Genomic DNA, 16,759 nt, shown 5'->3' with positions numbered 1-16,759 from the left:
GGTTACCCTCCTATTCCTTTCATAATGGTTTCAATCGCAGGCTGCAGCGGAACAGCGAGACCGTTCGGAAAAACTCCAACTGATATGATCAGGAAAAGAAGAATCCAGGCGGGACCCGCTTCGTGCCATTTCAAATCCGGCAGGCTCCCTTCTGCCCCTTTTTCCTTGCCGAACGTAATCGACAGGACCGCTCTTAGTACATAGGCAGCCGTTAGGATCAGCCCGACGGCTGCAACCGCACCGAGCTCAGGCTGAACGAGGAAGATGCCCATAAAGGCCATAAACTCACTGATAAAACCGGACATGCCGGGCAGGCCGAGAGAAGCCATTCCCGCTGCAAGCAGGACGCCGGAGAGCTTTGGCAGCTTCCGGGCGAGTCCGCCAAGCTCGCGGATGTCGGTCGTCTGAAAGCGAACAGCCATCACTCCGACGAGCAGGAACAGCAGCGCAGAGATGAAGCCATGGGAAACGGTTTGAAAAATGGCTCCCTGAATGCCCGCTTCGTTCATGGCCCCAAGCCCAATCAGCACAATTCCCATATGCGAGACGCTTGAATAAGCGAGTATTCGTTTAAAGTCCGTTTGAATGAGCGCGAGAAAAGCGCCGTACAGGAGATTGACCGTTCCTAAAATCATAATCGCCGTCCCGAGAGTTTGAAAGGCTTCCGGGAACAATCCGATCCCGATCCGGATTAATCCGTATGCACCGATCTTCAATAAAACCCCTGAGTGAAGCATTACAACCGGCGGCGGCGCCTGAACGTGAACATGAAGCATCCACGTATGCAGCGGTACAATCGGCAGCTTCACACCGAAGGAAACGAGCAAGGCAAGGAGCAAGCCAAGCTGGACAGCTGCGGGAAAATCGCCGGCGAGATCCATCAGTTTTTCAATATTTACCGTTCCAGTCAGTCCAAACAGGTAAACGATGACGATTAAAAGGATGGCTGAGCCAATTCCGTTATATAGCAGATAATACCAGGCCGCTTTTTCCCTTCCTGCAAAGCCCCACTTTCCGATGAGGAAGAACATCGGAACTAGTGTCAGCTCGAGGAAAATGAAAAAAAGAATCAGGTTTTCTGCCGCAAACACGCCAAGCATCCCGGTTTCAAGAATAAGCAAGAGAGAAAAATAGCCCTTCCATCCGGATTGAATAAACGAGGAAGCAGAAGCAGTAAGAGTGGCAAGAACGGCAGCGAGCGTCATCATAATGAGAGAGAACCCGTCCATTCCGAGCTCGTAGTTGACGGTGAAAAAATACTCCCCTCCTAGACTTACATTTCCCATTTTGAACCACGGAACAGAAACACTGAACCTTTCAACGTCGGCACCCAGTGCGTTTTGGATGAGAATGATGCCCGAAAGAATGAGTGCCGGCATGGTTGCGACAAGTCCTGCCGTCTTTAGTGCCCGTTCCTTTTCTTTTGGGATAAACATAAGGACCGCAGCGCCGGCAAGCGGGGAAAACACGAGCAATGTCAGGATGAGGCTGTTCATTTTTGCATTCCCCCTGTCAGCAAGAATACGGCAGCGAGCAGTGCGAGCCCTAAAAAGGCAGCCGCTGCATAGCTTTGTGTTTGCCCGCTCTGCAGCCTGGACCCTGCCGTTCCAAGTCCCTGCACAAAGGATGCGGTCGCTTTCACAAGCGTTTCAACGACGAACCGCTCAACGAGCTGGCATAGTCCGGAAATAGCGCGGACCGCTGCAAGAACGGTAATTTGATATAGCTCGTCAATGAAATATTTTCTTAAAAGCACTTGATGGATCATCGGCATTTTTCCTGCAATGGCATTTCGCTTGATCCACCCTTTTTCATAAATCGCGTAGGCTAGGAAAATACCTGCAAGCGAAACAGCGACTGCCATCAGCATGATCCACACAGGAGCCGCCTCATGCGCTTCGCCGGGCTGCAGCCATTCCCCCAATACCGGAAACCACGGAGTGTTGAGATATCCCGCTGTTACGGCGAGAACTCCAAGTACCGCCATAGGAATGATCATCAGCGGACCGGCTTCAGCACTGTTTTTGATCAAAGCTCCGGTTTGCGCTTCGGGCGTAATCGCCGCTGCCGTTTCTTCCGCTCCTTTGCCGAAAATGAGGAAGAATAGGCGGAACATATAGAAGGCCGTGAAAAATGCGGCAATCACAGCGAGCCAAAACAGGAAAGGATTGCCATGAAGCCAAACGGAGGCAAGAATTTCATCTTTACTGAAAAAACCTGAGAAGAAAGGAAATCCGCTGATGGATAACGCGCCGATTAAGAACAGCGGACCCGTCCAGGGCAGCTTTTTCCATAGTCCGCCCATTTTCCGGATATCCTGAGTGTGAACAGCATGAATGACGCTTCCCGCTGCCAGGAATAGAAGGGCTTTGAAGAAGGCGTGTGTGAATAGGTGAAAGATGCCGGCCGTGTAGCCTGCAGAGCCGAGGGCGAGCATCATGTAGCCAAGCTGGCTCACGGTCGAATAGGCAAGCACCCTTTTTATATCGTTCTGAACAAGCCCGATGCTTGCCGCAAAAATGGCAGTAAAGCCGCCGATTACAGCGACAACTGTTAAGGCGGCGGGACTTGCTTCAAAAAGCGGGAACATGAGCGCTGTGAGATAGACACCGGCTGCGACCATTGTGGCTGCATGGATGAGTGCGGAGACCGGTGTCGGGCCCTCCATCGCATCCGGAAGCCACGTATGCAGCGGAAATTGTCCGGATTTTCCCATTGCACCAACGAAGATCAAGATGGCAATCAATGTGAGCAGATCGTCCGGAATGGAACCTGCTCCAACGAATTGGAAAATCACATCATACTCGAAGCTTCCTGTTTGTGAAAAAAGGAGAAGCATCCCGATCAGCAGTCCGACGTCCCCGATCCTCGTCATCATGAACGCTTTTTTTGCCGCTTTTTTGGCAGATTCCTTCGAAAAATAAAAGCCGATCAGCAGGAACGAACCAAGTCCGACCAGCTCCCAGAACACATAGAGCTGCAGAAGATTGGTCGTCATCACGAGGCCAAGCATCGCAAAGGTAAACAAGCCAAGGTAAGCGAAAAATACGTGCAGCCGCTCATCATCTGCCATGTAAACCCTGGAGTACATATGTACAAGCAGACTGACAAGCGTAACCGTGATCAGCATAAGGGCGTTGAGCTGAGTCACTTCAAAACCTGCCGTGATGGGCAGATCGCCGATGGTCAGCCATGTGCCCTCAGCCTTAAAGGTTCCATGCTGCAGCCGGTCTGCAAGGACAAAAATGGAGAATAGAAATGAAACGAGCATGAATCCTGTTCCAAGCCAGGCACTATTAGCCTTCAGACGGTTGCCGGCAGCGAGCAGGATCAGGAAGGAAATCAGCGGAAAAAGCGGTATCAGCCAGGCGAATTGCATCATATTCCCTATCCCCTTTTTGAGGTTCTGTTTTTCTAATGCTTCATCGAATCATAATCATCCACCGCGACGGACTTCCGGTTGCGGTAAAGGGCGAACAGGATGGCCAGTCCAACCGCAGCTTCTGCCGCCGCAATCGTAATGGAGAATAGCGCAAAGACCTGGCCGGTTATGGAAGGAGCCGCTCCAAGCTTGCTGAAGGCGACCAGATTCAGGTTTACTGCATTCAGCATCAGCTCCATGCAGATCAGCACAATCACGGTATTTCGTTTCGTAAGGGCACCGTACAGTCCGATGCAAAAAAGGATCAGCGCAAGAACAAGGTATCCGGATAGCGGGATCGAACTCATGACTGCTCCTCCTTTTCCTCATCCTTTTTCGCTAAAATAATGGCACCAATCAGTGCAGCGAGGAGTAGCACGGACGTTAACTCAAACGGGATGATGTGCTTCGAAAATAACGCAATCCCAATCTGCTCGGTATTGTTTTCATGCAGAGCAGCGGGATCGCCGTTCAAATCGAGACGGTAAATGCCGATGTACATGACGACAGCGAAAACGGCGGTCGAAGCGAACACAAGCCCTTTTTTTAAGCGGCCGGCGGATGGTTCTTCTTCATCTGTTTTACGGGTCAGCATAATCCCAAACAGCATGATGATGGTGATGGCACCTGAATAGATGAGGATTTGCACAACGGCAATGAATTCAGCAGTGAGCAGAATGTAGAGTCCCGCGATGCTCACAAAGGTGAGCACGAGGGAAATCAGCATATGAACGACCTTCGTTACATTCAGCATGAGAATTCCGCCTGAGATGGCCGTCAGTGAAAGGATGGCAAATGCGGCAAACTCGCCTGAGATCATTCGACCTTATTCTCCTTTCGGACATGGGTGTCGTTTTCATCCAGCCATTCCATGTCTTTAAAAAGATTGTCACGGCTGTACTCCGCGAGCTCAAAGTGATTCGTCATGACAATGGCCTCGGTCGGGCACACCTCAGTACACAAATCACAAAGAATGCAAATTTCAAAATTGATGTCATACGTCTCAATGATTTTTCCTTTTTTCGTTGGGTCAGGATGCTTCTTGCCGGTTAGCGAGATGCAGTCGGTCGGACAAATATTCACACACTGATTGCAGACAATGCATTTTTCCGGATAGAATTTCTGAATGCCCCGGAACCGGTCCGGCAGCATCAATGCTTCATTCGGATAATCATACGTTACTTTTTTCTTCGTGAGGTTTTTCAGCGTATAGGAAAGCCCTTTTCCTAAGCCCCGCATGGTGTCACTCCCCTTCTGGTTATCCCGTTTTAACGGGCAGCTGCTAATAATCGTTTAATTTTTATTGGAAAGCTCTGTTAAATTCGGTTGTTGATTTCCGTTGCGGGTGATCGCTTTCCGCGGGGCGGGCGGTGAGCCTCCTCCTGGCTTCGCCACTGCGGGGTCTCACCTGTCCCGCTGCTCCCGCAGGAGTCTCACACCCTCCACTCCAATCAACAGGTGTTTAAAAATCACCATCATGTTTCAAATTAACCTATCGGAAAAATAATTCTTTTACGAGCGCTGTGATAAAGATGTTGGCCAGTGCTACCGGGAGCAGCACCTTCCAGCCAAATTCCATCAGCTGATCGGCACGAAGTCTCGGAAAGGTGACCCGGAACCAGATCAGGATAAAGACGATGACGCTGAATTTTAGCGCAAACCAGACTGCACCCGGGATGAAGCCGAGGAACGGCACCTCATGCCAGCCACCTAAAAACAGAACGGTTGTAAGGGATGCCATTGCGAAGAAATACACATATTCAGAGAGCATGAAAAACGCCCATCTGAAGCCGGAGTATTCAACATGGTATCCGGCAACCAGCTCCGATTCCGCTTCAGGCAGATCAAATGGCGTCCGGTTCAGCTCCGCTACCGAAGCAATCAGGAAGACAAGAAAGCCAATTGGCTGGACAAAAATAAACCAGACATTTTCCTGGGCAGCAACGATTTCATTCAAATTCAGGCTGCCGGATAACAGAACGACGCCAATCACGCTCATAACGAGCGGAATTTCATACGAAATCATCTGGGCGGCTGCCCTCATTCCGCCGAGGAGGGAATATTTATTGTTCGAAGCCCAGCCACCGGCAACAACTCCGACTGTCGTTAAACCCGAGATGGCAATGTAATAGAGCAGGCCGACGCCGATGTCCGCAAATTGAAAGGCATCCGTGAACGGAATGACGGCCAGAACAAGAAAAGCAGGTGCAAAGGCAATCACAGGAGCGAGAATGAAAAGCGGCCGGTCCGCAAGCTTTGGAATGGTGTCCTCCTTCAGGAGCAGCTTCAGCACATCGGAAACCGTTTGAAGCAGCCCCCATCTTCCCCCTACCTGATTCGGGCCGATCCGTCCCTGCATGAACCCCATTACTTTCCGTTCAGCAAGAATTCCGTACGTAACGAATCCAAGTACGACAAATAAAAACAGCGTGGCGAGTGAAAAAAAGGCCAGGAAATTCAGCCAGCTTGGCTGGGCGGAAATCAGATCCTGCATCATCAGCCATCTACCTCCCCGAGAACGATGTCAATCGCCCCTAGTATGGTTATGAGATTTGCCATGTTTTCGCCCTCCAGAAGCTTTGGAAGGATTTGCAGATTGTAAAAGGAAGGCCTTCTGAATTTTAAGCGGTACGGTTCTTTTTTTCCTTCAGAGGCGATATAGCAGCCGATTTCTCCTCTCGGCGACTCAATCCGGACGTACGTCTCACCTTTAGGCGGCTTAATGATCTTCGGTACCTTCGCCATAATCGGACCTTCCGCTGGAAACTGCGCGACGGCCTGTTCGATGATTTTCAAGGATTCTTCGATTTCAGCCATCCGGCATTCGTACCGGGCAAACGCATCTCCCTTCGTCCGGACAGGAATGTCAAAATCAAACCGGTCGTAAATCGAATACGGCTCATGCTTCCGCAAATCCCATTCCACTCCCGTACAGCGCAGGTTTGCCCCGCTCAGGGAGTACTCAATCGCTTCCTCTTTCGTATAAATCCCAACATCCTTTACACGGTTGAGAAAAATTTCGTTGCCCGTCACGAAATCGTGGTAGCCCTTCAGCTGCTCCCTCATGTATGGAACAAATTCTTCGATCTTCTCAAGCCATCCATCCGGCGCGTCCCACTTCACCCCTCCAACTCTCATATAGTTAAAGGTCAGCCGGGCTCCGGAAAGCTCGGTTAATAGATTAATAATCATTTCCCGCTCACGGAAGGCGTACAGAAATGGACTGACCGCCCCGATATCGAGCAGATACGTTCCCCACCAGACGAGGTGGCTTGCAACACGGCCAAGCTCCATCGCAAGGATCCGCAAATATTCAGCCCGGTCCGGCGGTGTGATCCCCGCCATCGTCTCCACTGCATGACAGATCACATAATTGTTCGTCATCGCCGACAAGTAATCCATCCGGTCCGTGTAAGGAATGATCTGGGTGTACTGCAGATTCTCAGCAAGCTTTTCCGTCCCCCTGTGCAGGTAGCCGATGACAGGGGTGGCTTCTTTTATGATTTCGCCGTCAATTTTAATGACGAGCCGAAAAACACCGTGGGTACTCGGATGCTGCGGGCCGACATTCAATAGCATTTCTTCCGTGCGGATCATCGGCTACACCTCCACATCATACGGTTCATAATCTTTCCTCAGCGGATGACCCACCCATTCATCCGGCAGCATGATCCGCTTTAAATTCGGGTGGTTCGTGAACTGGATTCCCAGGAGATCAAACGTCTCCCGCTCCGGCCAATCCGCCCCCCGCCACAAATTGGCGACCGACTCCACCACCGGCTGATCCCGGTCAATTTTCGTTTTTAAAACGAGCGCATGATGATGGGTATACGAGAACAAGTACAGGAAAATTTCCATATGCGTCTGAAAATCCGTTCCGTGCATCTCAGAAAGAAAATCAAACGACGTATCCTCATGATGCCTTAGCAGAGTAGCCGCCTCTAAATAGCGCTCCCGTTTCACAACAATCGTCGGCACCTCTTTTGAAAGACGGTTAATGAAGGCGTCCTCCAGACAATCTGCTCCAAAGGCTTCCGTCAATAGGGCCACTGTACGATCAAGCCTCGGCTGGTGAATGGATGGCGTTTCTTCCTTTACCTCCTCGATATCCTTCACGGCAAGCTTCGCCTTAGCAGCAGCGGCGGCCTTCGCTTTCGCAGCGGCAACCGCCTTTGCCTTCTCCTTTGCCGCCTCCTCATCTGAAAGCGGCTCGGTTCTTGACGTCTTAGCTGCTGCTGCAGCCTTTGCCTTTGCTGCTGCGGCCGCTTTCTTCTTCGCGAGGGCCATGGCATCTTCCTCCGGCGTTTCCTCACCGTTGGTCCGCTGCTGTTTGGCGAGGGCAGCAGCCTTTGCTTTGGCTGCTGCGGCCGCTTTTTTCTTCGCGAGGGCTACGGCGTCTTCCTCTGGTGTTTCCTCGCCGTTGATCCGCTGCTGCTTTGCGAGGGCGGCGGCCTTTGCTTTGGCTGCGGCGGCTGCTTTTTTCTTCGCGAGGGCTTCGGCGTCTTCCTCTGGTGTTTCCTCACCGTTGGTCCGCTGCTGTTTGGCGAGGGCTGCGGCCTTTGCTTTGGCTGCGGCGGCTGCTTTTTTCTTCGCGAGGGCTACGGCGTCTTCCTCTGGTGTTTCCTCACCGTTGGTCCGCTGCTGTTTTGCGAGGGCGGCAGCTTTTGCTTTGGCTGCGGCGGCCGCTTTCTTTTTCGCTAAAGCGAGGGCGTCTTCTTCCAATTTGGTCTTGTCCTTTTCGATGGAAACGGCGGCTTCTTCATTCAGCTTCCGTTCCTCCATTTTTTTCTTGGCAGCGAGCTTTGCTTTTTCGGCTGTTTCTTTTTTTAAGCGTTCCAAGTCTTTCCGATCTGTCATGTATTAGAGCACCCGCTTTCCGGTTTTCGCCTCGTAACGGATTTTTTCTTTCAGCTTGTTGATCCCATAAATAAGGGCTGCAGGGTTTGGCGGACAGCCGGGGATGTAAACGTCCACTGGTACAATTTGATCGACCCCTTTAACGACGGCATAGGATTTGATGTAAGGTCCGCCCGCTGTCGCGCAGGAGCCCATGGCAATGACCCATTTTGGCTCTGGCATCTGATCGTAAAGCCGTTTTAGGATCGGGGCCATTTTCTTCGTGACCGTTCCCGAGACAATCATGACATCTGACTGCCTTGGCGAGGTGCGGAAGAAGGAACCGAATCGATCTAAATCATAATGGGATGCACCGACCCCCATCATTTCAATGGCACAGCAGGCCAGACCGAATGTGAGCGGCCAGAGCGAGTTGCTTCGTGCCCATGCTTTGAGCTCTTCCAAGGTGCTTAAGAAGACACTTTGTCTGATTTGCTCCAGCTCTCCTGGAGGAAGGTTTTCGAGCTTTAAGTCCATTTGAGCACCCCCTTTTTCCATGCATAAAGCAAGCCGATCAGCAGCATCACGACAAAGATCAGCATTTCAATCAGCGCGAAAATCCCCAATTTTTCATAGGCTACTGCCCATGGATACATAAAGACGGTCTCAACATCGAAAATAACGAACAGCAGGGCAAATATGTAATAGCGGACATTAAATTGAATTCTGGAGTCATGAAAGGGTTCAATCCCGCTTTCATAGGTGGTCATCTTAGCTTGTGTGGGAGCGTGAGGACGAAGAACCCGTCCGATTGTCAGGGCAATGGCAGGAAGAAGCAAACCGAGTAAAAGAAAAACAACGACAATTAAATAATTATTCCAATATGGATAAAGTGATTCCATGATCCCCCTCCAATGTTGAAACTTTCTAAATATTCTATTTTTGTAACCGCTATCATTATAGCAAACATTTCCTGGAAGTGTCGATATAAACTGGAGAGCTAGTGGCCGCAACCCTTTGAGCAAGGCTGATTATCGCGATTTCGTTGATTTATTGGGATTTTCGACGATTTGTTTGATTTTTCGTCGAGATATACTCAGATTTTCGTTGATTTACTTGATATTTCGTCGATATATTGAAATTTTCGTTGATAAGAATCTTCATTAGATGAAACGCATAAGATGGAGGGGTCTGCCTCTTTGACGAATAATGTCGAAAAGTTGATATCCCACCCATTTTGGTCGATAAATTTAAATAATAGCCGATATATTATGATTTCGGCCGATAAATTAGAATAATAGCCGATATATCTGAATTTCGGCCGATATCCGGACCGATATCTTTTTAGCTGCCCCATGTGATTGTTCAAATCTCGGTTTCAAACCCTTGGACAAACATCCCCCCTGCCGAAATCCAGCTGGACAAACCGATTTGTTCTATAAATATGCTCACAATGCCAAAAACAGCACAAAAAACCGCCTGCTATGCAGACGGCTCTGTTATGGCTTTGGAATGCAGCCTTTTATATGGTTTTCTCAACCCGTACACTCTTTTTTTGGTTAACAGCTGATAGATGGCAAGCTTTGTTTCAAACTCAATCTGTTCACTGTTCAGAATCATAAAATAAGCTTCCTTCAGTTCAATCCATAGATTCTGCTGGTTTGGTATGGACCAGACTCTTTTTACAGCCCTGATAAATACGGCTGCCTGTTCCTCATGGGGATGATCTTTTATGTGATTCACATGGAATGTAATGGTTCTGGACCAGAAAAAGCGAACAACGATCCGCAGTAAAAATAGTCCCGCTATTAGGGGTATGATCCAAAACGCCATCCCGTTCTCTCCTTGCAAATCGAATATGTTTCTTTCATTCTACCTAAAAATGACCTCATTTACTATATTTTTCTTCCATTAGGTAACGGTTTCTATTCCCTATTTTTTTACAAATTTCGTGATATACTGTCCCTAGTGAAAAGGAGATGATCGTATGCATGAATCATTTCATATCGAGGAGGAATATGGCCGGAATCTCCCTGAATTTGAGAGTGAATTTGAAGCCATCGCCTACTACTTTGATTACCGTACTGAACAGCTTTCAATTTTACACGAAGCTGCTGAATATATGAGACTGCGCGAATTGGATTATTCTCCTGAGAGTTTGATTGACCTGGAGAAATTGTATTTTATGTGTTTCCGTACAAATGGATGGAAGGATCTTCAGCTCACCATTCACGAATTTGAAACGATGATGTCCATTTATTTCGGAGAAGTGGTAACGAGGAATATTTCAGGTACCGATTGGGCCGTTCAGCCGTATCCATTTAATGAATCGAAATATGTGCTGGGCTTAAATCGCGGAAAACATACCGATTTTTTCACCAACTATTTTGAAGACCACTATCTATCTGTGAAAAATGAAGACGAGCACTATCTTTTGGGACGGTTTAAGAGAATTGAGAAGAGAATGAAGCGGTAAGTCGCTGAAAAAGGAGCAGGGGTGCCTGCTCCTTTTAATTACAGGCCAGTTTACGAATCAACGCTTTATAAAACAGCTGTGGTTCATCTGGACGCACATGCGCTTTTGTTACTTTTTTTGTAAAACCATAGAGCAATTTTGCCTCCACTGGACGAATAAACTCTATCACGATAGCTGGTTCCTCTTCCGCGAATTCTTTAGGCATTCCGTCAAAAACCCGTGACTCATCAGGAACCTTAGGCTTCTGGTAATAAGAAACGGATTGAATTTCCTTAAAATCTACTGTAAGCCGCTTCATAACTCCGACCTGTAAGTGCAGCTCCCCATCGGTCATTACAAATGGATTCAGGCGGAAGGCCTGTATCTCCGCTATAAACAGGAAAATCGTATAAATATTGAGAACGAGGAGAATCCAGGATAAAACCGGGTTCCATGAATGCAGCAAAACGTGAAATCCGATTGATTCAATGAGGAGCGCATGAATCAGCATAATATTGAAGGCGACCACACTTGTTTTTTTGTGGAAGGTAAAAATATTTGGAGCTTGCGAAGGCTTCTTCTTCCAAGAAAAAAAACTATAATAAATCAGTGCTGCTTCACTTGATAGGATGGGGAGCAGGCGTGAAGTCTTGATCTGCCTTGAAACAGCCTGTTCAAATCTATCAAAAAATGAAACGCTATTCTGTGTTTTGAAATCCTTTAGAATGGCAGCCGCCTTTAAAACGAGCTGAATAAGGAGAAAAACCTCAGCGCCGAGTAAAACAGCCATGCCGCCTGTTACTAAGTACTTCAGGTAATGGAATTGCACCATGTACTCCATGGGGATGATCAGCCAGGAAACAGCGAGTCCCGCCATGATAACCGGAAAGATCCAGCGCAGTGAATACCGCTTTCGAATGATGAGCAAATAGGCAGCGAGCGGAAGAATAAGAATGCAATCAAACAAGGATCCAATTGCAGCTTCCGGTGTCATCGCCACAAAATCAGGGATTCTGTATATAAGGGCATTGCTTCCAAGTATGATGGCAGACAAAAAGATCTTCCATCCCCAACGCGGTTTATTCAGTGCAGTCAAGTTCATACTCCCCCTTTTCTTCTATCCTTTTTATATAGTATAAATCTTCCAGTTTACCTTTTAAGCTGAGATTTTTGTCTATATTTTGAAAGAAGGAATCCCCTGCCGGTTCAAAACAATGAATTTTTTCCGTTTAAGACAAAAAATGTTTCATAACCTCCCAAAAAGGGAATAGACTAAATGTGGTCTTTCAATTTTTTCTCTGAGGGAGCTCTAAAGGAGAAGTGATTGTATTTTAATTCTAATTAATAACAGACACTCCATCATTCTCTATAAGATAAAAAAAGTGGTGAATGAAACAAAGAAACGAGGACGAACAATCCCGCTAACCATTCCAAAAATAAGCCAGCTTATCGGGTTTTCTGAGGAGAACATCCTCGAGGCAATGGAGCTGGGAGAGGATCCCGTTACCATCTAATGACTCCGGCTTCCTTTTGACAGCAAAAGGCAAGATCGTGAGAGGCTAATTTGATTGCTCCCAATACGAGGGCACCTAAGATAAAAACACATATGCCATATAGATGATGAAGATTCCTTCCTTAGGGAGGGAATTTTTTATGCAAAAACCCCCCGGTTTGGAACCGGGGGGCTGTCTTTATATACGATTGTTTTTTATGTCAATTCGGTTAATCGCTCGGCTTAGTGCCAGTTGGGCACGATGAGAATCCATATCCGCTGTCTTCTGATTCAGACGGCGTTCTGCGCGCTCTTTTGATGCTTGAGCACGATCAAGATCGATATTCTCAGCAGCTTCTGCAGCCTGAGCTAAAATCGTTACGTTATCCGGGCGGACTTCAATGAATCCCCCGCTAACAGCCACGAGTTCCGTGCTGCTTCCTTTTTTCAGGCGAACCGCTCCTATTTTAAGGGGAGCAACCATCGGAACGTGTCCAGGCAGGATTCCAAGCTCACCGCTTTGAGCTTTTACACTGACCATTTCCACTTCCGCGTCGTAAACTGGGCCATCAGGAGTAACGACATTGACTTGTACTGTCTTCATACTCATACCCTCCTAAGGACCAGATTAGACTTCAACACCCATGCCTTTAGCGCTTTCCACAACTTCTTCAATGCGTCCAACAAGGCGGAAAGCATCTTCTGGAAGGTGGTCGTACTTGCCGTCAAGGATTTCTTTGAAGCCTTTAACGGTTTCTTTAACCGGCACATAAGAACCCTTTTGTCCTGTAAACTGTTCAGCTACGTGGAAGTTCTGAGAAAGGAAGAACTGGATACGGCGCGCACGCTGTACAACCAATTTATCTTCTTCAGAAAGCTCATCCATACCAAGAATCGCAATGATATCCTGCAGCTCTTTATATTTTTGAAGTGTCTGCTGAACTTGACGTGCCACGTTGTAGTGCTCTTCTCCCACAATCTCAGGAGAAAGCGCGCGTGAAGTGGAAGCAAGCGGATCTACCGCAGGGTAGATACCCATCTCAGACAATTTACGCTCAAGGTTTGTTGTTGCATCCAAGTGAGCGAACGTTGTAGCAGGAGCCGGATCCGTATAGTCATCGGCTGGTACATAGATCGCTTGGATGGATGTTACAGAACCTACGTTAGTAGATGTGATACGCTCTTGAAGCTGACCCATCTCTGTTGCAAGTGTCGGCTGGTAACCAACGGCAGAAGGCATACGTCCAAGAAGGGCGGAAACCTCAGAACCTGCTTGCGTGAAGCGGAAGATGTTATCCATGAAGAAAAGAACGTCCTGTCCTTGATCGTCACGGAAATATTCAGCCATTGTCAAACCAGTCAAAGCAACACGCATACGTGCTCCAGGCGGCTCGTTCATTTGTCCGAATACCATGGCTGTTTTCTTGATAACACCGGAATCCGTCATTTCATGGTAAAGGTCATTACCTTCACGTGTACGCTCTCCAACACCGGCGAATACGGAGATACCGCCGTGCTCTTGTGCGATGTTGTTGATTAGTTCCTGAATTAGAACGGTTTTACCTACACCCGCTCCTCCGAACAAACCGATCTTACCGCCCTTAATATAAGGAGCAAGCAAGTCAACAACCTTGATTCCTGTTTCAAGAATTTCTACTTCTGTGGAAAGATGTTCAAAAGTAGGTGCCTGTCTGTGAATTGGATCACGGCGGGATTCAGCAGCAATTGGAGCATCCAAATCGATGTTTTCTCCAAGTACGTTGAATACACGTCCAAGTGTGATATCTCCAACAGGAACAACAATCGGTGAACCTGTATCCGTTACTTCTGTGTTACGCTGCAATCCGTCAGTCGATGCCATTGCAATCGTACGTACGGTATCATCACCAAGATGAAGGGCAACCTCCAAGGTAAGTGAGAAGGATGCATCAGCTTCGCTTTTTGCAGCTTGCTTAATTGTAAGAGCGTTGTAAATCTTCGGCAGGTGTCCGCTTTCGAACTTTACGTCAACGACGGGACCCATAACCTGTATAACGCGTCCTTTCATGATCGCTTTCCCTCCTATCGAGCTTTATAAAACCATGTATTTTTCCGGTCTATTCGAGCGCAGCGGCTCCGCCGACAATCTCGGTAATTTCCTGAGTGATGGCTGCCTGACGTGCGCGGTTGAAAGTAAGTGTGTAGCTGCTGATTAATTCCTTGGCATTGTCCGTTGCATTTTTCATCGCTGTCATACGGGCAGCATGCTCAGACGCCTTACTGTCTAAAAGCGCTCCGTAGATCAAGCTTTCTGCATACTGAGGAAGAAGCACTTCAAGGATTTCGTCCTCATCCGGCTCGAATTCGTAAGAAGTACGTTTGCCTTCAGCTGAAATGTCAGTCAGCGGCAGCAATTTTTTCTCGGTTACGTCCTGCTGAATAGCACTGACGTAGTGGTTGTAGAAGAGATACAGTTCATCGAATGTCTCATCTTCATACATGCCTACCGTTTCGCTTGCAATGTTCTTGATATCAGAAAAGCTTGGCTCATCTCCAAGGGACACAATATCACGGGCTACCGTAATACCGCGGCGTTTAAAGAAATCACGGCCGATTTTTCCGATTGCAATCACTGCATATTCATCACTGGATGAATGGCGTTTCTGGATGGTTTGGTAGACAGCGCGCAGAACACTGCTGTTGAAAGCACCTGCAAGTCCGCGGTCAGACGTAATCACAAGATAGCCCGTTTTCTTAACCGGACGTGATAGAAGCATGGAATGGCGCGCACCGGAAATTCCGTTTGCTACATTCGATACAACTTCCTGCATCTTGTTCATGTAAGGAACGAATGATTTCGCATTGTTCTCAGCACGGTTAAGCTTTGCAGCCGAAACCATTTCCATTGCCTTCGTGATTTGACTCGTCTTTTTCGTCGAAGTGATTTTTGATTTAATATCACGTAATGATGCCAAAGATACTCACCACCTTGTTTTTAAACTCCGGTCTTAGGTCTTATTCATAAAGAGAGGGGAAGCACCAAACGGCGATCCCTCTTAAAATGTATTATTCAGAGATTACGAATGTCTTTTTAAAGCCTGTGATCGCAGAAACGATTGCTTCATCAGCAGGAAGTTTTCCGGATGTACGGATTTGTTCAAGCAGATCAGCATTGTTTTGATCAAGGTATGCATACATTTCGTTTTCAAAGCGGTTGATGTCCTGTACTGGAATGTCATCTAAATGGCCTTTAGTAAGGGCATAAAGAATCGCAACCTGCTTTTCAACTTTAAGCGGTTTATGAAGGTCCTGCTTCAGAACTTCAACTGTACGCGCTCCGCGGGCAAGTTTCGCCTGAGTAGCTTTATCCAGATCAGAACCGAATTGAGCAAATGCTTCAAGCTCACGGTAAGAAGCAAGGTCAAGACGCAAGGTACCTGCTACACTCTTCATTGCTTTGATTTGAGCGGATCCACCAACACGGGATACAGAAAGACCAGCGTTGATCGCAGGACGTACGCCTGAGAAGAACAAGTCAGACTGAAGGAAAATCTGTCCGTCTGTGATGGAAATTACGTTCGTTGGAATGTAAGCTGAGATATCTCCCGCTTGTGTTTCAACGAATGGAAGAGCTGTCAGAGAGCCAGCGCCTTTTGCATCGCTAAGCTTTGCAGCACGCTCAAGCAAGCGTGAGTGAACGTAGAATACATCCCCTGGATATGCTTCACGGCCCGGAGGACGGCGAAGGAGCAAGGAAAGCTCACGGTAAGCAGCTGCCTGTTTGGAAAGGTCATCGTAAACAACCAATACGTGCTTGCCATTGTACATAAATTCCTCACCCATTGTTACACCTGCATAAGGAGCAAGGTAAAGAAGAGGAGCCGGCTGGGAAGCAGATGCCGTTACAACGATTGTGTAATCAAGAGCTCCGTGCTTGCGAAGTGTTTCAACAACACCGCGGACAGTGGATTCTTTTTGGCCGATTGCCACGTACACACAGACCATATCCTGATCTTTTTGATTTAGGATGGTATCAATTGCAACAGATGTTTTACCTGTTTGACGGTCTCCGATGATCAGCTCACGCTGGCCGCGGCCAATCGGAACAAGAGCATCGATCGCTTTAATACCCGTTTGCAAAGGCTCATGAACGGATTTACGATCCATTACTCCAGGAGCCGGACCTTCGATTGGACGGGTTTTTGTTGTTTCAATCGGACCAAGTCCGTCAACAGGCTGTCCAAGCGGGTTTACTACACGCCCAATAAGCGCTTCACCTACAGGAACCTCCATGATGCGTCCAGTACGTTTTACTTCATCGCCTTCACGGATTTCTTTGTAAGGTCCAAGAATAACGATACCAACATTGCTTTCCTCCAGGTTTTGGGCCATTCCCAAAACGCCGTTTGAAAACTCAACAAGTTCTCCAGCCATGACATTGTCGAGGCCATGAGCACGAGCGATACCGTCACCAACCTGGATAACTGTACCTACATCACTAACTTCGATTTCAGACTGATAGGTTTCAATCTGCTTTTTAATCAGAGCACTAATTTCTTCAGCTTTGATGCTCATG

Annotated in this window: 17 protein-coding genes; 1 reads left to right on the top strand and 16 read right to left on the bottom strand. The window is 47.9% G+C overall.

All coding sequences use genetic code 11. The features are described 5' to 3' along the window. Positions 1-2 precede the first annotated feature (2 nt). The 11 genes from AS29_RS14020 to AS29_RS13970 form a co-directional block, all read right to left on the bottom strand. On the bottom strand, positions 3-1,496 hold the full coding sequence (locus tag AS29_RS14020; protein WP_035408085.1) for a complex I subunit 4 family protein: 1,494 nt from the start codon (positions 1,494-1,496) through the stop codon (positions 3-5). Continuing rightward, the gene (nuoL, locus tag AS29_RS14015; RefSeq protein ID WP_035408083.1) at positions 1,493-3,382 is read right to left on the bottom strand and encodes an NADH-quinone oxidoreductase subunit L; all 1,890 of its coding nucleotides are present in this window, start codon (positions 3,380-3,382) and stop codon (positions 1,493-1,495) included. The genes AS29_RS14020 and nuoL overlap by 4 nt, the downstream gene beginning before the upstream one ends. 32 nt (positions 3,383-3,414) lie before the next feature. Further along, the gene (gene nuoK / locus AS29_RS14010; protein WP_035408081.1) at positions 3,415-3,729 is read right to left on the bottom strand and encodes an NADH-quinone oxidoreductase subunit NuoK; all 315 of its coding nucleotides are present in this window, start codon (positions 3,727-3,729) and stop codon (positions 3,415-3,417) included. Next, positions 3,726-4,241 carry an NADH-quinone oxidoreductase subunit J gene (locus tag AS29_RS14005; protein ID WP_035408079.1) on the bottom strand — a complete coding sequence of 172 codons (516 nt, stop codon included), beginning with the start codon at positions 4,239-4,241 and terminating at the stop codon, positions 3,726-3,728. The genes nuoK and AS29_RS14005 overlap by 4 nt, the downstream gene beginning before the upstream one ends. Beyond that, positions 4,238-4,660, bottom strand: a complete 423-nt coding sequence (nuoI, locus tag AS29_RS14000) for an NADH-quinone oxidoreductase subunit NuoI (protein WP_035408077.1) — start codon at positions 4,658-4,660, stop codon at positions 4,238-4,240. Before nuoI ends, AS29_RS14005 begins: the two co-directional genes overlap by 4 nt. Positions 4,661-4,913: 253 nt before the next feature. Then, on the bottom strand, positions 4,914-5,918 hold the full coding sequence (nuoH, locus tag AS29_RS13995) for an NADH-quinone oxidoreductase subunit NuoH (protein ID WP_035408075.1): 1,005 nt from the start codon (positions 5,916-5,918) through the stop codon (positions 4,914-4,916). Next, a complete protein-coding gene (locus AS29_RS13990; protein ID WP_035408073.1) occupies positions 5,918-7,018 on the bottom strand; it encodes an NADH-quinone oxidoreductase subunit D in 1,101 nt (366 codons plus the stop codon). The genes nuoH and AS29_RS13990 overlap by 1 nt, the downstream gene beginning before the upstream one ends. Before the next feature lie 3 nt (positions 7,019-7,021). Beyond that, positions 7,022-8,278 carry an NADH-quinone oxidoreductase subunit C gene (locus AS29_RS13985; protein ID WP_035408071.1) on the bottom strand — a complete coding sequence of 419 codons (1,257 nt, stop codon included), beginning with the start codon at positions 8,276-8,278 and terminating at the stop codon, positions 7,022-7,024. Between the two features lie 3 nt (positions 8,279-8,281). Next, positions 8,282-8,794: a NuoB/complex I 20 kDa subunit family protein gene (locus tag AS29_RS13980; protein ID WP_035408069.1), complete on the bottom strand. Its 513-nt coding sequence runs from the start codon at positions 8,792-8,794 to the stop codon at positions 8,282-8,284. Next, positions 8,785-9,159, bottom strand: coding sequence for an NADH-quinone oxidoreductase subunit A (locus tag AS29_RS13975; protein ID WP_035408068.1), 375 nt, complete (start codon positions 9,157-9,159; stop codon positions 8,785-8,787). Before AS29_RS13975 ends, AS29_RS13980 begins: the two co-directional genes overlap by 10 nt. Positions 9,160-9,739: 580 nt before the next feature. After that, positions 9,740-10,090, bottom strand: coding sequence for a hypothetical protein (locus AS29_RS13970; protein ID WP_035408066.1), 351 nt, complete (start codon positions 10,088-10,090; stop codon positions 9,740-9,742). Positions 10,091-10,244: 154 nt separating this feature from the next. On the opposite strand from AS29_RS13970, the gene AS29_RS13965 reads away from it, so the two are divergent. Next, positions 10,245-10,733, top strand: coding sequence for a hypothetical protein (locus tag AS29_RS13965; protein WP_051860682.1), 489 nt, complete (start codon positions 10,245-10,247; stop codon positions 10,731-10,733). 34 nt (positions 10,734-10,767) lie between these two features. Here AS29_RS13965 and AS29_RS13960 read toward each other — a convergent pair whose 3' ends face one another. The 5 genes from AS29_RS13960 to atpA form a co-directional block, all read right to left on the bottom strand. Beyond that, positions 10,768-11,808, bottom strand: a complete 1,041-nt coding sequence (locus AS29_RS13960; RefSeq protein WP_051860681.1) for a hypothetical protein — start codon at positions 11,806-11,808, stop codon at positions 10,768-10,770. Between the two features lie 595 nt (positions 11,809-12,403). After that, positions 12,404-12,808, bottom strand: a complete 405-nt coding sequence (locus tag AS29_RS13955) for a F0F1 ATP synthase subunit epsilon (protein WP_035408062.1) — start codon at positions 12,806-12,808, stop codon at positions 12,404-12,406. Between the two features lie 24 nt (positions 12,809-12,832). Next, on the bottom strand, positions 12,833-14,254 hold the full coding sequence (gene atpD / locus AS29_RS13950) for a F0F1 ATP synthase subunit beta (RefSeq protein WP_035408061.1): 1,422 nt from the start codon (positions 14,252-14,254) through the stop codon (positions 12,833-12,835). 46 nt (positions 14,255-14,300) lie between these two features. Further along, on the bottom strand, positions 14,301-15,158 hold the full coding sequence (atpG, locus tag AS29_RS13945) for an ATP synthase F1 subunit gamma (protein ID WP_035408059.1): 858 nt from the start codon (positions 15,156-15,158) through the stop codon (positions 14,301-14,303). A gap of 91 nt (positions 15,159-15,249) precedes the next feature. Further along, the gene (gene atpA, locus AS29_RS13940; protein WP_035408057.1) at positions 15,250-16,758 is read right to left on the bottom strand and encodes a F0F1 ATP synthase subunit alpha; all 1,509 of its coding nucleotides are present in this window, start codon (positions 16,756-16,758) and stop codon (positions 15,250-15,252) included. Position 16,759 lies beyond the last annotated feature (1 nt).

It is taken from the genome of Bacillus sp. SJS (genome assembly GCF_000732485.2).
GTDB classification, from domain to species: Bacteria; Bacillota; Bacilli; order Bacillales; family Bacillaceae; genus Metabacillus_B; species Metabacillus_B sediminis.
This window is presented reverse-complemented; position numbering and strand designations above follow the sequence as displayed.

Bases quoted from the DNA above. Each gene is read 5' to 3' on its own strand.
- AS29_RS14020 (WP_035408085.1), bottom strand. From the start codon at position 1,496: ATGAACAGCCTCATCCTGACATTGCTCGTGTTTTCCCCGCTTGCCGGC.
- nuoL (WP_035408083.1), bottom strand. From the start codon at position 3,382: ATGATGCAATTCGCCTGGCTGATACCGCTTTTTCCGCTGATTTCCTTC.
- nuoK (WP_035408081.1), bottom strand. From the start codon at position 3,729: ATGAGTTCGATCCCGCTATCCGGATACCTTGTTCTTGCGCTGATCCTT.
- AS29_RS14005 (WP_035408079.1), bottom strand. From the start codon at position 4,241: ATGATCTCAGGCGAGTTTGCCGCATTTGCCATCCTTTCACTGACGGCC.
- nuoI (WP_035408077.1), bottom strand. From the start codon at position 4,660: ATGCGGGGCTTAGGAAAAGGGCTTTCCTATACGCTGAAAAACCTCACG.
- nuoH (WP_035408075.1), bottom strand. From the start codon at position 5,918: ATGATGCAGGATCTGATTTCCGCCCAGCCAAGCTGGCTGAATTTCCTG.
- AS29_RS13990 (WP_035408073.1), bottom strand. From the start codon at position 7,018: ATGATCCGCACGGAAGAAATGCTATTGAATGTCGGCCCGCAGCATCCG.
- AS29_RS13985 (WP_035408071.1), bottom strand. From the start codon at position 8,278: ATGACAGATCGGAAAGACTTGGAACGCTTAAAAAAAGAAACAGCCGAA.
- AS29_RS13980 (WP_035408069.1), bottom strand. From the start codon at position 8,794: ATGGACTTAAAGCTCGAAAACCTTCCTCCAGGAGAGCTGGAGCAAATC.
- AS29_RS13975 (WP_035408068.1), bottom strand. From the start codon at position 9,159: ATGGAATCACTTTATCCATATTGGAATAATTATTTAATTGTCGTTGTT.
- AS29_RS13970 (WP_035408066.1), bottom strand. From the start codon at position 10,090: ATGGCGTTTTGGATCATACCCCTAATAGCGGGACTATTTTTACTGCGG.
- AS29_RS13965 (WP_051860682.1), top strand. From the start codon at position 10,245: ATGCATGAATCATTTCATATCGAGGAGGAATATGGCCGGAATCTCCCT.
- AS29_RS13955 (WP_035408062.1), bottom strand. From the start codon at position 12,808: ATGAAGACAGTACAAGTCAATGTCGTTACTCCTGATGGCCCAGTTTAC.
- atpA (WP_035408057.1), bottom strand. From the start codon at position 16,758: ATGAGCATCAAAGCTGAAGAAATTAGTGCTCTGATTAAAAAGCAGATT.